Source organism: Lentzea sp. NPDC036955 (assembly GCF_055608005.1).
Genome location: NZ_JBVJRC010000007.1, coordinates 185,881 through 199,261 on the forward strand (window position 1 = coordinate 185,881; position 13,381 = coordinate 199,261).

Consider the following 13,381-nt stretch of genomic DNA (forward strand, 5'->3'; position numbering starts at 1 on the left):
CGGACACACCGGCGGGCCGCGGTCACGACAGGGTCTTGAGCCAGTTCTGCAGCAGGTGCGCCCCGGCGTCACCGGACTTCTCCGGGTGGAACTGGGTCGCCCACAGCGGCCCGTTCTCGACCGCGGCCACGAAGTCGTCGCCCGCGTGGTCGGCCCACGTCACGAGCGGCGGCCGGAGGTGTTCGGCCGGCTCCAGCTCCCACTTGCGCACGCCGTAGGAGTGGACGAAGTAGAACCGCGTGTCGTCGTCAAGCCCGGCGAAGAGCCGTGAGCCCTCCGGTGCCCTGACCGTGTTCCAGCCCATGTGCGGCACGATCGGCGCGTCGAGCCGCTCGACGGTGCCGGGCCACTCGCCACAACCCTCCGTCAGCACGCCGTGCTCGATGCCGCGCTCGAACAGGATCTGCATGCCCACGCAGATGCCCAGCACCGGCCGGCCACCGGCGAGCCGTTCGCCGATGATCCGCGCGCCCCGCACCGAGTTGAGCCCCTGCATGCACGCCGCGTACGCGCCCACGCCGGGCACGACGAGCCCGTCGGCGTTGCGCGCCGCGGCGGCGTCCGAGGTCACCTCGACCTGGGCGCCGACCCGCTGGAGCGCGCGCTCGGCGGAGCGCAGGTTGCCGGAGCCATAGTCAAGAACGACGACGCGTGCCACGCCGTCCAGGTTAGTCGGTCTGCGTCAGTCGGTGGGTGCGGCGCCCTGCGTGACGGGGATTACCGGCAGCACGGCGTTGACCGGCTTGCGCTGGACCAGGTGCTTCCCGGCCGCGGCCACGGCGGCGTAGACCGCCACGACGCTGGCCACCCAGGCGAGCAGGAACACCCACACGGGCAGGCCGAACGCGAGCAGCGCGACCAGCAGCACCAGCCAGATCGGCGGGATGAGCGCCTTGGGCCAGCCCGCCGTGCGCGGCGGGGCGAGCGGGGACAGCCAGGCGTCCGCGCGGCCCTCCTCGGCGAGCTCGGCGACCTGCGCCACGTCCGGCAGCCCGCACGCCCGCAGGAACCGCGGCACCGCCTCGGCACCGTGGTCGTGCTCGCCCAGCGCCGCCCGCACCTCACCGGTCGTGACGCCGGTCTGCAGCGCCGTGAACCGCTCGGTGGCCGCGGCCAGCCCCTTCTCGCCGCGCTGCTGCTCCAGCAGGCCGCTGAACGACCGCTCGACGGCCCGCCCGACCCGGCCGGACCGCTTGGCCGCCGCGAGCAGCTCCACCACGTCGTCGCGCCCGCCCCAGAACCAGGCCCGCCCGGCGGGCGAGGCCTTGACGAGCGGGTAGCAGGCGGCGGCGTTCTCGTTCCACACGAACAGGGCGGCGCGTCCTGCGACCTTGCGCACCCGTGCCGCCATGAGCACGGCCTCGGCGAGCCTGATGTCGAGGGAGGGCAGCAGCACCGTCCCCGACTGCACGGGGACGAGCGCCGCGGGACCGACGTTGGCGCCGTGCATGTCCTTCTGCAGCTCGGCGGCGTTCAACGGGGTCCAGATCAGCATTCTCACGCGCACATCATTCCCCCTCCGCCGCGCGAGACCCTGCCGACATGCCAGGGACGTCCCACTCGCGGAGGTGCGCACGACCGGGCACCTCGCCCGGTCGTGCGCCCTTCTCCCCTAAACGGCGCGGGAAGGCGCGCCGGTCCAGTCATCCCCCATGACCGCGAACATGTTCCTTCACCCCCTGAAGAAACTCCGCACAGTGCTCCCCAGCCCCACCACGTCGAGGTCGTGCGCAGCGTCGTGGTCCTCGGCCGTGCCGTAGTTGCGGAGCTCTGCGTGTCGTTTGACACCCGTAGAACGAACGCGGTGCGGGATTTGTTGCAGGGTTTCGGAAACCAGGTGGGATGAAGTTCCTTCGAGATACGGCTCGACGACGAGCACGTCGGCGTGGTCGGTGTCCTCGACCGCTTTCCGCAGACCGTCCGAGTCGAACGGCCGGACCGTTGCCGCGTACAGCACCGTGACGTCGGCGTTCTCGGCTTCGACGGCCTTGAGCACACGGTCGAGCATCGGTCCCACGGCAAGCACCACTCCGCGTTTTCCGTGACGCAACGCGGTGAACCCCTCACCCACCGGATACGCCTGCGCGTTCTCGCGCAGCGAAAGCCTCAGGTAGACGCGGTTGTCTTTTTTGAGAGCTTCCTCAAGCAGAGGAGTGACCTCTTCCGGATGACCGGGCACGTGCACTTCCCATCCCGGAAGCGTGTCGAACAATGCGACATCTCCCGGCGATTGATGCGTACGCCCCCACACCGGGTCGTCGTACGAAGCACCGATACTCACGAACACCGCACCGACGTCCTGATGACCGATATCGAGTTTGATCTGCTCGTACGGCCGCTCGACCAGAAACGGCGCGTAGCTGTGCACGACAGGACGCAGTCCCGTGAGCGCAAGTCCGCCCGCAACACCGACCATCGCCTGTTCGCGAATGCCGACGTCCACTACTCGTTCGTGGTCTTGTGGAAAGTTGACCGCCGAGATGACAGCGGTCACGACAGCCACCCTCGGATCGGTGTGCAGCGCCTGGTTGACCGTCTTGATGAACGCCTCGCGCATGGTCATGAGCTCTTCCCCGTCCTGGCGACGACGACGTTCGGCCGGTCGTACCGCGCGGTCAACGCCGCGAAGATCGCCTCGTGGTCCCGCCCGTCGACAGTGGTCGCCGCCCACCCCTCGACCGCGAACCGCTCCTGGACCCCACCCGGCCAGCCGTACCACGCGCTCTCGTTGTCGATCACGATCGCGGTGAGGTTGCCGACCCCGCGCCGCGCCGCGACCGCGATGGCCTCGTGGTTGCTGCCCTCGTCCAGCTCCCCGTCCCCGACCAGCACGAACGTCCGCCCCGCACTCCCGGCGACCCGCTGCCCGATGGCCGTCCCGACCGCGATCGGCAACCCGTGCCCGAGCGACCCGCTGCTGATCTCCACCCCGTTGACGAGCACGCGGTCCGGGTGCTGCCCGAGCGGGCTGTCCCACGACGTCCAGCCGTCCAAAGCGGACTCGTCGATGAACCCCTTCTCCGCGAGCACGGCGTAGTAGGCCATCGGCCCGTGCCCCTTGGACAGCAGGAACCGATCCCGCCCCGGGTCGTCGACCGTCGCCGGCGACACGTTCAGCACCCGGTCGTAGAGGACCCACAGCACGTCGATCGTGGAGGCGGCGGCCCACTCGTGCTTCTCGTCCCCGGTCATCCTCGCGAAGAGCTCCGGTATCCGTTGCATGCCACCAACTCTTCAACCTCCACCATGCTGGAGGTCAAGCGGCTACGATGATCAGGTGAGCAAGCTGCCCGAAATGCTGACCATCGGCCAGGTCGCCGAACGCAGCGGCGTCCCCCACACCGCCCTGCGCTTCTACGAGGACCGCGGCCTCATCGGCTCCGTGCGCACCGCCGGCAACCAACGCCGCTACCCCCGCTCCGTCCTGCGCCGCCTCGCCTTCATCCGCACCGCGCAACGCGTCGGCCTCACCCTCGAAGCCGTCCGCGACGCCCTCGCCCAGCTCCCCGACAACCGCACCCCGACCAAGTCCGACTGGGAACGGCTGTCCCGCTCGTGGAAGGCCGAGCTCGACGCGCGCATCGACGCGTTGTTCCGGCTGCGGGACCGGCTGACGGGGTGCATCGGGTGTGGGTGTTTGTCGTTGCGCAGTTGTGCGTTGCAGAACATCGATGACGAGCAGGCGGAGCTCGGGCCCGGAGCGCCGCGGTTGAAGCCGGTGCTGGAGGGCGGGTCGGCGTAGTGGGCTCCGCGGTGGCGCGGGCGCGCGGCGCGGCGGTGGACGGCGCGGCGGTGGACGGCGGTGCGGGGGTGGGCTGCGGCGCGGCGGTGGGCGCCGCGGTGGTGCGGTGGTGCGGTGGCACGCCGCGGTGACGTAGGCGCGTTGGCGCGTTGGCGCGTTGGCGCGTTGCGGGGACGTGGCGGTGACGTGGACGCGCGGCGGTGCCGTGGACGCGGTGCGTTGGCGCGGGCGATGTGCAGCGGGCAGGTCGCGTGAGCACCCCGGTCGCGCGCCTTGCCCGACGTCCGCAGACCAGTTCCCGCCCTGACGACGTTCCTCCCCGACGCTCGTCCCTCCCGACTCCCCCTCCCGGCGCTCACCTCTCCAGACGCTGACTCCTCACCACGAACCTCTGCCGGCCCCCGCGCCTCCTCATCCCGGGGCGAACTCGATCATGAGTTCCGGACACGAATTCGAACTCACCACCCCATCAGACGACCCAGGACGCAGATCCGGACAACCTTCACCCGTCCGAGTGATGCGCACGCCTCGACACCCCAGGCTGAGCACCGAAAACCGCTCGACCGCCGTGCTTTCCTGAGGGCCATGGAAGACGAAAGGATGATCCGCCTCTCCAAGCGGATGTCGAAGGCCCTGAGACACCAGCCGGAACGCCTCGGCCTCACCCTCGACGCCCAGGGCTGGGTCGCGACCGCAGACCTCCTCGCCGCGCTCAAGGTCAGCCGCGAAGAGCTCGAAGAGGTCGTCCGCAGGAACGACAAGCAGCGCTTCACCATCGACGGCGACCGGATTCGGGCGAATCAGGGGCACAGCGTCGAGGTCGACCTCGCGCTCGCACCAGCCACGCCGCCGGACGAGTTGTTCCACGGCACCGTCGAGCAGTACCTGGACGACATCATGCGCGACGGGTTGCGGCCGATGGCGCGGCACGACGTGCACCTGTCGCCCGACCGGGAGACCGCTCGCCGGGTCGGGGCGCGCAGGGGGCGGCCGTTGGTCCTGGTCGTGGATGCCAAGGGGATGCACGCGGACGGGCACGAGTTCCGGGTCAGCGCGAACGGCGTGTGGCTCACCCAGCACGTCCCGGCGGCCTACCTCGAACGCACCGACAAACGCACCGACGAACGAACCGAAAGCCGAACCGACAAGCGAAACAACCCCAGAACCGGCCGCTGAACCCCCTCACCCGCAGGTCAGCTCCCCCGGCGGACTCCCGGCGAACCGCTGCCACTCCTCCTCCGTCACCGCCCGCCCCGCCGAGGCGCAGGCAGCGCGCACCCAGTTCTCGGCCGACAGGTCCCACGTGCGCAGGTCGGTTTCGGAGATCGCCGTCAGCAGGCGCGTGTCGCCGTCGAACGCCGTGCCGATGCGGCCGTACCTGCCCGCCTGTTCGGCCAGGCGCACCTCGCCGACCAGGTCGCCGGTCGCGAGCCAGGAGAGGACGAGCACGCGGTCGCGGCGGAGTTGGGTGACGAAGGTGGAGTTCGCCGAGAGGCCCGGCAGGTAGCCCGGGTCGGTGCGGAACGTGTGCCGCAGCGAGGTGCCGGCGGGGTTCCAGGCCTCGATGCGGTCGGCGCGCTGGACGAGCAGGGTGTCGCGGGTGAAGGTCACCGCTCGGGCCTTGCCGCCGGGCAACGGGTGCTGGGTGCCGGTGGACACGTCGACCACCGTGACGGAGTCCGGGGTCGCGACGGCGGCGAAAGCGGTGTCGGGGCTCACCGCCGCCAGGTGGCCCGCGGGCGGCCAGCCGTCTTGGGAGAGTTCGCGGTTCAGGGTGGTCGTTCGCGCAACGGCCAGGTCGGGGCCTTCGAGGACCTGCACGTCGCCGAGCTCGTTCACGGTCACGACGCGGCGTTCGTCGGCGGAGACGGCCATGGCCAGCACGTGGTCCGCTCTGACCGTGCCCTTCCACTGCGCGAGGCGGCGCATGCCGTCGCGCACCTCCCACGTCTCGCCGATGCCGTCGGGGGTGGTCACCAGGAACAGGTGGTCGCCGTTCCAGACGGGCGGGCCGAACAGGTTCGGCTGTTCCGCGCCGAGTGCGCGGGAGTCGACCGCCAGCTCCTCGCCGGAGGCCACGGCGGTCCGGCCGTTCGCCGACGCCACGAACGGGGGCGGGCACGCCGTGCACACCAGGGGCACCGCTGTCGGCTCCGGCCGGCTGATGCGGGTGTTGCGGGTCAGGTCCCACAGCACCAGCTGGTCGCGGGTGGCGGACACCAGGTGGTCGCCGTCGCCCAGGAACTCCACGAACGGCGTGGCGGTGTTGCCCTCCAGCCGCACGCGTTCGCCGGGGTCGGGGCCGGTCATCTCGTAGACGTGGATCGTGCCGGTGTCGGCGACGGCGGTGCGTGCGCCGTCCGGGCTGACCGCGACGAACGACGGGCTGGCGCGGCCGGTGGAGACGCGGGACAGCGGGGCCGGGGTGAACGCGGCCGTGGTGGTCCACAGCGCGGTCTCGCCCTCCCACGAGTAGCCGTAGTGGTCGCCGTTCGGCGAGAGGCCGGCCCGGACACCGAAGGCGGGTGCGGGACCCGCCGGTGTGGCCGAGGTGACGTCCAGGGTCGCGGGCGAGCGGCGGACCCAGCTGTCGTAGGAGACCTCCAGCAGCGTGCCGTCGTCCGGCAGGCGCAGGAACGTCACCGGCGACGCGGTCTCCGCGCGGGTGACCACCTGGCCGGTCTGTCCGTCGTGGACGGTCCGGGTGCCGGTGGTGGCACCGTCCGCGGCCGGTGCGGTGTAGACGGCGGAGAACCGGCCGGACGGTGACACCGCGGTCAGCACGGCCGGGTGGCCGGGCAGGTCGGTCCGGTGGGCGCCGGAACGGTCCCAGCGCAGCGCGGAACCCGACGAGGCCGCCACGACCACGCCGCCGTCGGCGCTCACGGCGACCGCGCTCACCGGGTTCGACGACACGCGTTCCTCGGTGCGCCCGCCGGTCAGCGGCAGCCGCACCACGCGGCCGTCCTCGGTTCCCGCGACCACGACCTTCCCGTCCGCCGAGGCCGCGAGCGACGACACCACCCCGCCGACGGGCACGTACCGGTCCAGCTGCGGGCTCGCGGTCAGCGCCTGGAACAACGCGGCGCGCGTCTGCTCGTTCGGCTCGACCCGGTACGCCTCGGCCGCCAGTGCCTGCGCGAGCGACAGGTCCGTGCGCACCGAGGCGACGGCCGCCGACGCCAGGCCGCGGGCGGTCGCCGTCCTGGCCTGGTCGCGTGCGGAGTCCCGTTGTCCCACCGCGAGGAACGCCGCCACCAGCACGGCGGCGGTCAGCAGCACCAGTGCCGTCACGGCACCGCGCGCCAGCCGAACGGTCCGGCGGCGCTCGCGGACGTGCTCGCCGACGAGGTCGTCCTCTGGCACGCCCCGCACGGTGCTCGCGATGCCGGCGACGGCCGCCCGCAGCCGCGGGTTCGACGGGTCGACCTGATCGGCCGAGCGCAGCCACCGCAGGTCGGCCCAGCGCGGTTCCTGGCCCAGCGCGGTCCGCAGCGCCGCCGGCACCGACGCCGAGTACTCCCCCGCCGTCAGCACCACCAGGACCCGCTGTGCCGACCGGTGTTCCAGCCACCACCCGACCTCGCGGGCGACCCGCGGCGAGGCCGCCGCCTCCGGTGACGCGAGGAGCACCAGCCAGCGGGACCGGCCCAGCGCCGACTCGATCGACGCCCAGCGGCCGGGGGTGTCCGGCGGCGGGGCGTCGTCGAGGAACGCCCGCACCGCCCGCCGCCGGTACCAGGGCTTCGCGAACCGCTCCACACCGCGGCGCAGCTCAGGGGCGAGCGTGCCGTCCAACGCCCGGCTGCACGAGAAGAACGCGTCGTATTCGGGCGGCTCGCTCACTCGCCTGATTCTGGTGGTCCGGACCTAGATCAGCCAGAGCACCGCGCCGCCGACGGCGATCACCGCCAGCACCAGCAGGACGACCGCCGCGCCCCTCGCGGTCTTCCACGTCGAGTACACCCCGCCACCCAGGAAGCCCGCCAACGCCAGCAGGCCGATGACGACGACCTCCTTGGGCATCAGAGCACGCCCTTGGTCGACGGAACGCCGCCGACGCGCGGGTCGGGCTCCACGGCCGCGCGCAGGGCACGCGCGATCGCCTTGTACTCGGCCTCGGCGATGTGGTGCGGGTCGCGGCCGTACTCCACGCGCACGTGCAGGGCGATCTGCGCGTGGAACGCCAGCGACTCGAACACGTGCCGGTTCAGCACGAACGGGTAGTTGCCGCCGATCACGAAGCTGTTGAACTGCTCCGGCTCGCCGCGGTGCACGGTGTACGGGCGGCCGGAGACGTCGACCGCCGCGTGCGCGAGGGTCTCGTCCATGGGGATCCAGCAGTCGCCGAAGCGGCGGATGCCCTTCTTGTCCCCCAACGCCTCCCGCAGCGCCTGGCCGAGCACGATCGCGATGTCCTCGACCGAGTGGTGCGCGTCGATGTGCGTGTCGCCCGTGGCGCGCACGACCAGGTCGAAGCAGCCGTGCACACCGAACGCGGTGAGCATGTGGTCGTAGAACGGCACGCCGGTGCTGATCTCCACCTGGCCGGTGCCGTCCAGGTCGATCTCCACGAGGACCGACGACTCCCTGGTCGTGCGCTCCACCTTGCCCACGCGACTCACCGGCTGACCTCCTTGCTGGCCGCGAGGAAAGCGTCGTTCTCCTCGGGCGTTCCGATGGTCACCCGCAGGTGACCCGCGATTCCGACGTCCCTGATCAGCACGCCGTGGTCCAGGTAGGACCTCCACGTCGACCGCGCGTCCTCGAACCAGCCGAACAGCACGAAGTTCGCGTCCGAGGGCACGACCCGGAAACCCAGGGCGCTCAGCTCGGCCATCACGCGGTCGCGTTCGGCGGCCAGCAGCGCCACCGAACCCAGCGTCTCCGCGGCGTGCCGCAGGGAGGCCCGCGCGGCCGCCTGCGTGAGCTGCGAGAGGTGGTAGGGCAGGCGCACCAGCTGCAACGCGTCGACCACGGCCGGGGCCGCGGCCAGGTAGCCGAGCCGGCCGCCGGCGAACGCGAAGGCCTTCGACATGGTCCGCGAGACGATCAGCCGCGCGCCGTACTCGTCGAGCAGCTCGATCGCGCTGCGCTGCGGCGAGAACTCCGCGTACGCCTCGTCGACGACGATCACGCCGGTGGTGGACGCGATCAGCAGCCGCAGGTCCTCCAGCGGGATCGACTGGCCGGTCGGGTTGTTCGGCGACGTCACGAAGACGACGTCCGGGCGGGTCTCGGCGATGATCGCCGCCGCTTTCTCCACGTCCAGCGAGAAGTCGGGGCGGCGCGGCGTCGGTGACCACTCGGTGCGGGTGCCGGCGGCGATGATCGGGTGCATCGAGTACGACGGCTCGAACCCGAGCGCCACCCGGCCGGGCCCGCCGAACGCCTGCAGCACCTGCTGGAGGATCTCGTTGGACCCGTTGGCGGCCCAGACGTTCTCCGACGTGAGGGTGACCGAGGTCGCCTCCGTCAGGTAGGCGGCCAGGTCCTCGCGCAACGCCACCGCGTCGCGGTCCGGGTAGCGGTGCAGCTCCCCGGCGATCTCCGCGACCGCCGCGACGACGTCGGCGGCCAGCGCGTCCGTCGGCGCGTACGGGTTCTCGTTGGTGTTGAGGCGGTACGGCACGTCGAGCTGCGGTGCGCCGTACGGCGTGCGGCCGCGCAGGTCCTCGCGCAGCGGCAGGTCGGAGAGCTCGACCCGCGCGCCGACCACCGGCTTCATCGGGGGAACCTCGCCGTCACGGCCTGACCGTGCGCGGGCAGGTCCTCCGCGTTGGCCAGCGCGACGACCTTGTCCGCCACCTCGCGCAGGGCTTCCTCGGAGTAGTCGACCACGTGGATGCCGCGCAGGAACGTCTGCACGGAGAGCCCCGACGAGTGCCGCGCGCAGCCACCGGTGGGCAGCACGTGGTTCGAGCCGGCGCAGTAGTCGCCCAGCGACACCGGCGCGTACGGACCGACGAAGATCGCGCCCGCCGAGCGGACCCGGTCCGCCACGGCGCGGGCGTCACGCGTCTGGACCTCCAGGTGCTCCGCGGCGTAGGCGTCGACCACCCGCACGCCCTCGTCCACCGAGGACACGAGCACGATGCCGGACTGCGGGCCGGACAGCGCCGTGCGGATCCGGTCGACGTGCTTGGTGGCGCCGACCTGGCGCTCCAGCTCGGCGTCCACCGCGTCGGCGAGCTCGTCGGAGTCGGTGACCAGCACCGAGGCGGCGAGCGGGTCGTGCTCGGCCTGGCTGATCAGGTCGGCGGCCACGTGCACCGGGTCGGCGGAGGAGTCGGCGAGGATCGCGATCTCCGTGGGCCCGGCCTCGGAGTCGATGCCGATCAGGCCGCGCAGCAACCGCTTCGCCGCCGTCGTGTAGATGTTGCCGGGTCCGGTGATGACGTCGACCGGCGCCAGCTCGGCGCCGTCGGTGTCCACGCCGCCGTGCGCCAGCAGGGCCATGGCCTGGGCGCCGCCCACGGCCCACACCTCGTCGACGCCGAGCAACGCGGCGGCGGCCAGGATCGTCGGGTGCGGCAGGCCACCGAACTCCGCCTGCGGCGGTGAGGCCACGACCAGCGACTCGACGCCGGCGATCTGGGCGGGCACGACGTTCATGACGACCGTCGACGGGTAGACGGCGAGGCCGCCGGGCGCGTAGAGGCCGACGCGCGCGACCGGCACCCACTTCTCCGTGACGGTGCCGCCGGGGACCACCTGGGTCGTCGTGCCGACGCGCTGCTGGTCGGCGTGCACGCGCCGGGTGCGTGCGATGACCTCTTCCAGTGCCGCGCGCACGGCGGGGTCCAGTGAGGACAGAGCGGCCGGGAGCTCGGAGGCGGGAACGCGGACGGACGCCGGGCGGACGCCGTCGAACTTCTCCGTGTACTCCAGCGCCGCCTCGACGCCGCGGGCGGCGACCGCGTCCACCATCGGCCGCACGTGATGCAGCACCGCGTCCACGTCCACCTCGGCGCGCGGCACGATGGCGCGCAACTGAGCGGGGGTCGTGGTGCGACCTCGCAGGTCGATGCGGTTCAGCATGCCCCACAGCCTAGTTCGTGCCGAAATCTGTCAACGGTCACCCCGCTATCGGCGCTACCTCAGCCCGTGACGGGGCCGCCACGCTCGGTCGAGCACCACTCCGTCGCAAACCCCTGCTGATGATGGAGGAAAGATGTCCACCAAGCGCCGCGGCAAGATCGCCGCAGTGCTCGCCCTGTGCCTGCCCGTGCTGGTAGCGGGCATGGCGGTGCCCAGCACCGCCGACTCCGGCCGCTACCTGCTGGAGGTCGAGGCGAACACGTCCGCCGAACGCACGCAGGTCGCCCAGACCGGTGTCGACGTGCTCGGCGCGACGAAGCTCACCACCGTCCAGGTCGTCGCCGACAAGGCCCAGTACCGCGCCCTGCAGGCGACCGGGCTGCCCCTGAAGTACGTCGGTGACTTCGAGCAGGAGCTGAAGAAGCTCGGCAAGGCCGACTTCACGGACCCGGTCCCCGGCCAGGTCGGTACACAGGACTTCCCGTCGGGTTACGCCGGTTACCACAACTACGCGGAGATGACCGCGGAGCTGCAGCAGACGGTGCGCGACCACCCGACGCTGGCGAGCCTGCGCAGCATCGGCAAGAGCTACCAGAACCGCGACATCTACGCGCTGAAGGTCAGCGACAACGTCGCGACCGACGAGAACGAGCCGGAGGTGCTGTTCGTCTGCGGTCAGCACGCCCGCGAGCACCTGACCGTCGAGCAGTGCCTGCAGATCATCAAGCGCTTCACCGACAACTACGCCACCCCCGCGGTGAAGAACCTGGTCGACAACCGCGAGGTCTGGCTCGTCCCGATGATGAACCCGGACGGCGCCGAGTACGACATCGAGACCGGCTCGTTCCGCGGCTGGCGCAAGAACCGCCAGGGCAACGGCACCGACCTCAACCGCAACTGGGGTTACAAGTGGGGCTGCTGCGGTGGTTCCAGCGGCAGCAGCACGTCGGACACCTACCGCGGCACCGCGGCGTTCTCGGCGCCGGAGACCTCGGTCATCCGCAACTTCGTGAACTCGCGCGTGGTCGGTGGCGCCCAGCAGATCAAGACGTTCATCGACTTCCACTCGTACTCGGAGCTCGTGCTGTGGCCGTACGGCTACACCCGCTCGGACACCGACACGGGCCTGAACGCGGACGAGGCGCGCGCGTTCCAGACGCTGGGCAGGCAGATGGCCGCCACCAACGGCTACACGCCGGAGCAGGCGAGCGACCTGTACATCACCGACGGCAGCAGCGACGACTGGATGTGGGGCCAGCACAAGATCTGGGCCTACACCTTCGAGATGTACCCGGCGAGCGGCAGCGGCCTCAACGGCTTCTACCCGCGCGACACGGCCATCGCGACGCAGACCGCGCGCAACGACCGCGCCGTCGACCTGCTGCTGAGCTACTCGGACTGCGTGAAGCGGGTCATCGGGCAGACGTGCTGACCCGTTCCAGCGCCTGATCGACCTCCTGGTCGGTGACGAAGTAGTGCGGGGAGGCCCGCACTACTTCGTCCAGGCCGCGGCGGGTCATGTCGATCCGGGTGGCCGCGGCCTGCGACACCGTGACGGCGACCTCCCGGTCCCACAGCCGGTCCTTGAGCTCCGTCGGCGGGACCCGCTCGGACGTGAACGTGACGATGCCCGAGTGCCGTTCGCCCAGGTCGTGGACGGTGATGCCGGGGATGCGCGCCAGCCCCTCGCGCAAGCGCTTGGCACGGGCGGTGACCTCGGCCTCGATGACGTCGAGGCCCTTGGCCAGCGCGTACTTCGCGGCGGCGATGAGCCCGAGCCGGTCAGCGACGTTGTACTCCCACAGCTCGAACCACCGGGCGTCGTCACGCGGCTCGTAGCGGTCGGCGGCCGCCCACTCGGCGCCGCTGTGGTCGAACAGCCGGGGGCGCAGCCTGGGCCGCACGTCGTCCTTCACCACCAGCGCGCCCGTGCCCCGCGGCCCGCGCAGCCACTTGCGGCCGGTGCAGACGAGCAGGTCGTAGTCGAGACCGCGCAGGTCGAGCTGGCCGGTCGACTGGCAGGCGTCGAGCAGGACCAGCGCGCCGACCTCGCGGGCCTTCGCCGTGACCTCGTTCACCGGGTTGACCAGGCCGCCGTTGGTGGGCACGTGCACCAGCGAGATCAGCTTGACCCGGTCGTCGAGGTCGAGCGCGTCGACGTCGACCTGCCCGTGCCGGTCCGACGGCACGACCTCGATCGTCGCGCCCGTCTCCTCCGCGCGGCGCAGCATCGGCACCGCGTTGCCGCCGTACTCGACCTCGGTGACCAGCACGCGGTCGCCGGCGGCCAGCGGGACGGCGTCGAACGCGGTGAGCCACGAGCGGGTGGCGCTGTCGGTGAACGCGACCTCCGACGGCCGTACGCCGAAGAGCTCTGCCAGCACCCCGTAGCCCGCCTCGAGGTCGTCGGCGCGTTCCGCGGCGGCCCGGTAGCCGCCGATCTCGGTCTCGCGGCGCAGGTGGCCGACCACCTCGTCGACCACCTCGGCGGGCGGGATCGAGGAACCGGCGCTGTCCAGGAAGATCAGGTCGCTCACGGCCCTACTCTGCCACGGGCGGGCAACCCCGGGGCCGCGGTGCGTGCGCTGCGGAAATAGG

At 71.7% G+C, this 13,381-nt stretch carries 14 protein-coding genes; 4 read left to right on the forward strand and 10 right to left on the reverse strand.

What is annotated here, in order from left to right:
* Positions 1–22 precede the first annotated feature (22 nt).
* From hisH to ACZ7CF_RS24595, 4 genes are all read right to left on the reverse strand, one after another.
* Positions 23–658 carry an imidazole glycerol phosphate synthase subunit HisH gene (gene hisH / locus ACZ7CF_RS24580; protein ID WP_360390377.1) on the reverse strand — a complete coding sequence of 212 codons (636 nt, stop codon included), beginning with the start codon at positions 656–658 and terminating at the stop codon, positions 23–25.
* Between the two features lie 24 nt (positions 659–682).
* The gene (locus ACZ7CF_RS24585; protein WP_470370675.1) at positions 683–1,501 is read right to left on the reverse strand and encodes a hypothetical protein; all 819 of its coding nucleotides are present in this window, start codon (positions 1,499–1,501) and stop codon (positions 683–685) included.
* Between the two features lie 171 nt (positions 1,502–1,672).
* Positions 1,673–2,563, reverse strand: coding sequence for a transketolase family protein (locus ACZ7CF_RS24590; protein WP_360390382.1), 891 nt, complete (start codon positions 2,561–2,563; stop codon positions 1,673–1,675).
* Positions 2,560–3,222: a thiamine pyrophosphate-dependent enzyme gene (locus ACZ7CF_RS24595; protein WP_360390385.1), complete on the reverse strand. Its 663-nt coding sequence runs from the start codon at positions 3,220–3,222 to the stop codon at positions 2,560–2,562. The genes ACZ7CF_RS24590 and ACZ7CF_RS24595 overlap by 4 nt, the downstream gene beginning before the upstream one ends.
* Before the next feature lie 73 nt (positions 3,223–3,295).
* On the opposite strand from ACZ7CF_RS24595, the gene soxR reads away from it, so the two are divergent.
* The 3 genes from soxR to ACZ7CF_RS24610 all read left to right on the forward strand — a co-directional run bounded on the left by soxR (position 3,296) and on the right by ACZ7CF_RS24610 (position 4,918).
* Positions 3,296–3,742 (forward strand): redox-sensitive transcriptional activator SoxR, encoded by a 447-nt coding sequence (gene soxR, locus ACZ7CF_RS24600; protein WP_458434336.1) that lies wholly within the window; start codon positions 3,296–3,298, stop codon positions 3,740–3,742.
* On the forward strand, positions 3,742–3,873 hold the full coding sequence (locus ACZ7CF_RS24605) for a hypothetical protein (protein ID WP_470370676.1): 132 nt from the start codon (positions 3,742–3,744) through the stop codon (positions 3,871–3,873). Before soxR ends, ACZ7CF_RS24605 begins: the two co-directional genes overlap by 1 nt.
* Before the next feature lie 454 nt (positions 3,874–4,327).
* A complete protein-coding gene (locus ACZ7CF_RS24610; RefSeq protein ID WP_470370677.1) occupies positions 4,328–4,918 on the forward strand; it encodes an RNA 2'-phosphotransferase in 591 nt (196 codons plus the stop codon).
* A gap of 6 nt (positions 4,919–4,924) precedes the next feature.
* Here ACZ7CF_RS24610 and ACZ7CF_RS24615 read toward each other — a convergent pair whose 3' ends face one another.
* Genes ACZ7CF_RS24615 through hisD form a run of 5 tightly spaced genes read right to left on the reverse strand, consistent with a single transcriptional unit; the run spans position 4,925 to position 10,783 of the window.
* The gene (locus ACZ7CF_RS24615) at positions 4,925–7,588 is read right to left on the reverse strand and encodes a hypothetical protein (RefSeq protein ID WP_470370678.1); all 2,664 of its coding nucleotides are present in this window, start codon (positions 7,586–7,588) and stop codon (positions 4,925–4,927) included.
* Between the two features lie 24 nt (positions 7,589–7,612).
* Entirely contained in the window at positions 7,613–7,768 is a 156-nt protein-coding gene (locus ACZ7CF_RS24620; RefSeq protein WP_360390397.1) for a hypothetical protein, read from the reverse strand.
* Positions 7,768–8,367: an imidazoleglycerol-phosphate dehydratase HisB gene (gene hisB, locus ACZ7CF_RS24625; RefSeq protein WP_360390400.1), complete on the reverse strand. Its 600-nt coding sequence runs from the start codon at positions 8,365–8,367 to the stop codon at positions 7,768–7,770. The genes ACZ7CF_RS24620 and hisB overlap by 1 nt, the downstream gene beginning before the upstream one ends.
* Entirely contained in the window at positions 8,364–9,470 is a 1,107-nt protein-coding gene (locus ACZ7CF_RS24630) for a histidinol-phosphate transaminase (protein WP_470370679.1), read from the reverse strand. The genes hisB and ACZ7CF_RS24630 overlap by 4 nt, the downstream gene beginning before the upstream one ends.
* Positions 9,467–10,783, reverse strand: a complete 1,317-nt coding sequence (hisD, locus tag ACZ7CF_RS24635; RefSeq protein WP_360390405.1) for a histidinol dehydrogenase — start codon at positions 10,781–10,783, stop codon at positions 9,467–9,469. Before hisD ends, ACZ7CF_RS24630 begins: the two co-directional genes overlap by 4 nt.
* Positions 10,784–10,916: 133 nt before the next feature.
* Here hisD and ACZ7CF_RS24640 point away from each other — a divergent pair, with 133 nt between their 5' ends.
* Positions 10,917–12,215 (forward strand): M14 family metallopeptidase, encoded by a 1,299-nt coding sequence (locus tag ACZ7CF_RS24640; protein ID WP_470370680.1) that lies wholly within the window; start codon positions 10,917–10,919, stop codon positions 12,213–12,215.
* Here ACZ7CF_RS24640 and ACZ7CF_RS24645 read toward each other — a convergent pair.
* Entirely contained in the window at positions 12,196–13,320 is a 1,125-nt protein-coding gene (locus ACZ7CF_RS24645; protein ID WP_360390410.1) for an aminotransferase class V-fold PLP-dependent enzyme, read from the reverse strand. The genes ACZ7CF_RS24640 and ACZ7CF_RS24645 overlap by 20 nt on opposite strands.
* Positions 13,321–13,381: the final 61 nt, after the last annotated feature.

What these genes read in the sequence shown, in the direction of transcription:
- ACZ7CF_RS24590 (WP_360390382.1), bottom strand. Translation starts at nt 2,563, where the DNA reads ATGACCATGCGCGAGGCGTTCATCAAGACGGTCAACCAGGCGCTGCAC.
- ACZ7CF_RS24595 (WP_360390385.1), bottom strand. Translation starts at nt 3,222, where the DNA reads ATGCAACGGATACCGGAGCTCTTCGCGAGGATGACCGGGGACGAGAAG.
- soxR (WP_458434336.1), top strand. Translation starts at nt 3,296, where the DNA reads ATGCTGACCATCGGCCAGGTCGCCGAACGCAGCGGCGTCCCCCACACC.
- ACZ7CF_RS24610 (WP_470370677.1), top strand. Translation starts at nt 4,328, where the DNA reads ATGGAAGACGAAAGGATGATCCGCCTCTCCAAGCGGATGTCGAAGGCC.
- ACZ7CF_RS24620 (WP_360390397.1), bottom strand. Translation starts at nt 7,768, where the DNA reads ATGCCCAAGGAGGTCGTCGTCATCGGCCTGCTGGCGTTGGCGGGCTTC.
- ACZ7CF_RS24630 (WP_470370679.1), bottom strand. Translation starts at nt 9,470, where the DNA reads ATGAAGCCGGTGGTCGGCGCGCGGGTCGAGCTCTCCGACCTGCCGCTG.
- hisD (WP_360390405.1), bottom strand. Translation starts at nt 10,783, where the DNA reads ATGCTGAACCGCATCGACCTGCGAGGTCGCACCACGACCCCCGCTCAG.
- ACZ7CF_RS24640 (WP_470370680.1), top strand. Translation starts at nt 10,917, where the DNA reads ATGTCCACCAAGCGCCGCGGCAAGATCGCCGCAGTGCTCGCCCTGTGC.